Source organism: Methanospirillum sp., from assembly GCF_028679455.1.
In the GTDB taxonomy this organism is placed as follows: domain Archaea; phylum Halobacteriota; class Methanomicrobia; order Methanomicrobiales; family Methanospirillaceae; genus Methanospirillum.
In genome coordinates this window covers 1-4,816 of sequence record NZ_JAJRBM010000428.1, presented here as the reverse complement: position 1 = coordinate 4,816, position 4,816 = coordinate 1, and the positions used below count along the sequence as shown (strand labels likewise).

The following is a 4,816-nucleotide window of genomic DNA, read 5'->3' as shown; positions in this document are numbered from 1 at the left end:
TATCGGTAAGGAGATCATGGACCAGACCGATGAGGAACTGACGATTGGTCCCTGTCCGATCTGTGGCAAAGATCTTCGGATCAGGAGAAAGGGTGTCTCTCAGTTCATCGGCTGCACCGGGTATCCTGACTGCACCTTCAATATCAGTCTCCCCAGTTCGATGTGGGGGGGAGCGGTCAGGACCAAAGCAGTGTGTGACATCCATCACCTCAATCATGTCACCCTCGTCGCCAAAGGGTCACGACCCTGGGAGATGGGATGTCCGCTCTGTCAGTTGATCACCCAGCAGAAGGACATCTTCGCGATGATTCCCTCAATGACCGATAAGATCAGGGAAGATCTCATCACTGCCAAGATATACTCTGCGTTTGAACTCGGTAAGATGGATTCACAGGCTCTGATGAAGGCCATCGGGGTCACGAAAAAAGGTGCTGAGCAACTGATTACAGATACCGCTGACGTGATGGCCCTCCTGAAGAGACGGTCAGAGTGCAAGAAATTTATGAAGCAGTTCGTGCCGCCAAAACGCGGCCGGAGTCATACTAAGGTGATGGCTGCGTTTACGGCCTGTGGAATAAACAGCATCGAGGATGTTTCCCGGGTCTGTGTCGAGAATCTGAAGAAGGCTGGTCTTTCCGATGAGGAAGCGAACACCCTCAAGGCTGAAGCTGTTCTGCTGACCAGCAAGAATCAACTCAAAGAGATGGGTCTTCCTGCTGCATCACTGAGGAAGTACCAGGAGGCCGGATTCATCGGACCGGATGATCTTCTGGGTTCACATCCGGCTTATATCAGCCTGAAGGCTGGTGTCTCGGTTGAGACCGTGATCAAACATATTTCGATGGTCGCGGAGAGTCGCAAACAGGCGCCTCCACTTAAGATAACCAAGAAGCTTCTTGAAAAAGGACGTGAAGATCTCCTGCATCTGAAAGGGGTGAGTGAACCTTTGCTTGAACAGTTGTATCTCGCAGGTATCATCGATCTCAAGACGCTCAAATCAGCAAACCCTGATAAGGCCGCAAAGGTCTCCGGGATATCCAAAGAAAAGATAAAACAGTTTCAGACCGCAGCTCCTGTCTGAACTGCAATCTATTTCCGTTCTAACGGTGAGTCTTAAGAAGAATCCAAGGCTGGACCACTTATGTATACGAAATGGAAGACCTGGGCTCATGTTACCAAACTCGATCCCGATAAGAACCTGACCGAGGACCAGATGGCAGAGATAGCCACCAGCGGGACTGATGCCCTGATGCTCTCCGGAACCCTGAATATCACGAAAGAAAATATGCAGGAACTGCGTGATCAGGTCAAGGAATATGGCCTTCCCCTGGTTGTCGAGCCTGCTGGTCCCGAGGCTGTGGTAGCCGATGGCATCGATCTCCTCTTCATCGCCAGTGTGATGAACACCAGCCAGTCTCAGTGGATTGTAGGCAAACACAAAGACTGGGCTCTTCACAATCAGGTCCCATGGGACAGGGTCATCCAGGAGGCATATATCGTCCTGAACCCTGACTCATCGGTAGCCAGGGTTACCGGGTCTGATTGTTCCATCGGAGCAAAAGAGGTTGCTGCCTATGCCGAGATTGCCGACCATTACTTCCAGTTCCCGATAGTATATATCGAGTACAGTGGCACCTACGGAGATCCGGAAGTCGTAAAAGCGGCAGCAGAAGCAATCGATAATGCCGTGCTCTATTATGGTGGCGGGATTGATGGTAGCGAGAAGGCAGCAGAGATGGCACGGTACGCTGATACCATCGTGGTAGGAAATGCCGTCTACGAACGGGGTGTTCAGGCTCTCATCGAGACTGTTCAGGCTATTCAGTAACTTTTTTGATGCCACGTATCCGCATCGTTCTGGTAGAACCCCTCTATGAGGGAAATGTCGGGTTTGCAGCACGGGTGATGAAAAATTTCGGGTTTACCGACCTTGTTCTCATCAATCCCTGTCCGCTTAGTATTGAAGCATATGCCAGGGCATCGCACGCAAAAGATGTTCTTGAGCAGGCTGCGATCATGGATCTCGACGAGGTCTTTAGAACGAGCAATATGGTTATCGCAACCACCGGTGCTCTTTCCAAATCTGCATGCCATCCGATCCGGATGCCATTTTATTCTCCTAAAGAACTCAGGGAGATGATTGCAGATCTTGATGGGACTATCTCGATCATCTTTGGAAGGGAGAACTGGGGACTTAATAACGATGAGGTCAGGAGATCCGATGTTATCTGCACGATTCCTGCTTCTGATATGTACCCGATTGTCAACCTCTCCCATGCCGTGGGTATAGTATGTTATGAATTGGCCAATATTCCCAAAGGGGAGATTGCACTCGCCTCGCCTGAAGAGATGACACATCTGTATGCTCATATCGATGAGTATCTTGACCTTGTGGATCATCCCCGGTTTAAGCGTGAATCCACGATGACCCTCATCAGGCGGATCCTCGGACGCTGTAATCTGACCTGGCGGGAAGCCACCACCATCCACGGTCTGCTCCGCAGATCAGAATGGAGGTTTGTCCCTCGTGATGCGACGAGGGATCTCACGCATCCCGGCCACGCGAAGACAGACAGTAAATACGATCCAGAAGATACCGATAGTAATGATCCTTGTTGACTGGCAGATCATCGATCGCATCAGGCGGGGCTTTATCACCGTAGATCCCTATGATCCCGAACTGGTTCAGCCAAATTCCCTTGATATCAGACTTGGTAATCATTTTGCCTGGTATGAGACCAGTGATGATATCATCGATCCGTTTGACCGCGAATCGGTCACCAGCAAGACGCAGGAGATGACCGCAGAGAGCTTTGTGCTTCATCCGGGCCAGTTCATCCTTGCAGAGACGATGGAACTCATCGAACTCCCTGACAATATTGTGGCCAGCATCGAAGGAAAGAGCAGTATTGCACGACTCGGTATTGAACTCCACCAGACCGGCGGCTGGATAGATGCCGGGTTCCGGGGTAGCATCACGCTTGAGATGTGCAATGTGAACCATCGTCCGGTCAGGATCCATGCCGGGATGTCAATCGGTCAGCTTGTCTTTTACAGTACCGAGCGGGCAGCATGTCCGTACAACTCCAAGCATGATGCAAAATACATGAATCAGCGACAGGCCACCTTATCGCGATATTACGAAAACCGACAATAGGCGGTGTTTTATTGCCGATGAACGCCAATAGATTCGGGTATTGATTCCGGAGAATAATTCATGCGCCTTCTTTTGATACATTCTGATCATATCGAATACGAAGCGAAGAAGAAGACAAAATTCGCTGAAGAACCCTGCAGCCCGTCAGATTCGTTTGATGAATCTCTTGTAGCCTTCTGCGCAGTAGAGGCTCCTGATGAGGACGGAATCGACGATGTCGTCGCTCAGGCGGTTGCATCCATCGAAGAGATGTCAGGTCAGACCAAGTGTCGGCGGGTTATGGTGTATCCATATGCCCACCTGAGCAGCGATCTGGCATCGCCTGACCTTGCAGTTGAAGCTCTCAAGGCTATGGAGTCCTCTCTTGGTGAAGCCGGCTTTGAAGTCAAGCGTGCACCGTTTGGCTGGTATAAGTCCTTTACTGTTTCATGCAAAGGTCATCCACTCTCTGAACTGTCACGGACGCTGTCACCATCAGAAGATGTGGTAAAGGTAGAGAAGTCTCCGGTAACTCACCACTTCTTTGTCATGACTCCTGACGGGACAACTCATGACTATCAGAAGTTTGTGGATGAATCCCCATTTGGATCCCTGATTAAGAAAGAGACCGGCATTCCTGTTCCTGCCGGAGGCGAGCCGATTCATGTCGATCTCATGCGGTCCAAAGAGTTCGTGGACTACGAACCGGTTTCTGATGTCGGTCATCTCAGATGGATGCCACGGGGAAAGATGGTCCGTGACCTTCTGGCAGATTATGCTCTTGCCATGGTCCTTGCCCATGGTGCAAGTCCGGTCGAAACCCCGGTGATGTATGACCTTGCTGACAAGGCCATCTATGAGCATGCAGATAAGTTCGGGGAACGCCAGTACCGGTTCAAGAGCGGAAACCGGAATATGATGCTCAGGTTTGCTGCATGTTTTGGTATGTTTACCATCATGCGGAATATGCATATCTCGCCCAATCACCTCCCGATGAAGATGTACGAACTCTCCACCTACTCGTTCAGACATGAGCAGAAAGGAGAGGTCATTGGTCTGAAACGGCTTCGTGCCTTCACGATGCCTGACATGCACTCGCTCTGTAAAGATATGGCCGGCGCCCTGCAGTGCTTTGAGGAGCAACTCGCCATGGGATGGAAGACCGGAGAAGACTTTGGTACCCAACTGGTTGCGGTTTTCAGGTGCACGGAAGAGTTCTACAAAGAGAACGAGATCTGGATCAAAAAGATTGTTGCCCAGTCAAAGGTGCCGGTTCTGATTGAGACGCTCTCTGATCGCGTTCACTACTGGATCGCCAAGATCGATCTTGCTGCCATCGACGGGCAACAGCGTCCGATTGAGAATCCGACTGTGCAGATCGATGTCGAGAGTTCACGCAGGTTCGGGATCAAGTATCACCTGAATGACGGGACTGAAGTTTTCCCACCGATTCTTCACTGTTCTCCAACCGGATCAGTGGAGCGTGTCTTCTGCGCAATCCTTGAGAATACCGCAAACCAGAAGGTTGCTCACCTGCCAACCTGGCTCTCACCAACCCAGGTCAGGGTCATTCCGGTTGCTGAGCGGCACGGAGCGGTTGCCGAGAGGATTGTAACTACCCTTACTGCTGCACGGATTCGTGCTGACTATGATGACCGCGAGGAGTCAGTCGGGAAGAAG

At 51.0% G+C, this 4,816-nt stretch carries 5 protein-coding genes; all 5 read left to right on the top strand.

Annotation, left to right across the window (positions count from 1 at the left end):
- The coding region (locus LUQ50_RS14850; RefSeq protein ID WP_300041018.1) for a topoisomerase DNA-binding C4 zinc finger domain-containing protein at positions 1 to 1,081 on the top strand (1,081 nt) is incomplete at its 5' end.
- Positions 1,082 to 1,141: 60 nt separating this feature from the next.
- Complete coding sequence (locus tag LUQ50_RS14845; RefSeq protein ID WP_300041016.1) at positions 1,142 to 1,828, top strand: phosphoglycerol geranylgeranyltransferase; 687 nt, start codon at positions 1,142 to 1,144, stop codon at positions 1,826 to 1,828.
- An 8-nt stretch (positions 1,829 to 1,836) separates the two neighbouring features.
- On the top strand, positions 1,837 to 2,619 hold the full coding sequence (locus LUQ50_RS14840) for an RNA methyltransferase (protein ID WP_300041014.1): 783 nt from the start codon (positions 1,837 to 1,839) through the stop codon (positions 2,617 to 2,619).
- A complete protein-coding gene (dcd, locus tag LUQ50_RS14835) occupies positions 2,606 to 3,157 on the top strand; it encodes a dCTP deaminase (RefSeq protein ID WP_300041011.1) in 552 nt (183 codons plus the stop codon). The genes LUQ50_RS14840 and dcd overlap by 14 nt, the downstream gene beginning before the upstream one ends.
- 60 nt (positions 3,158 to 3,217) lie before the next feature.
- Positions 3,218 to 4,816: threonine--tRNA ligase (locus tag LUQ50_RS14830; protein ID WP_300041009.1), on the top strand; the 1,599-nt coding region annotated here is incomplete at its 3' end.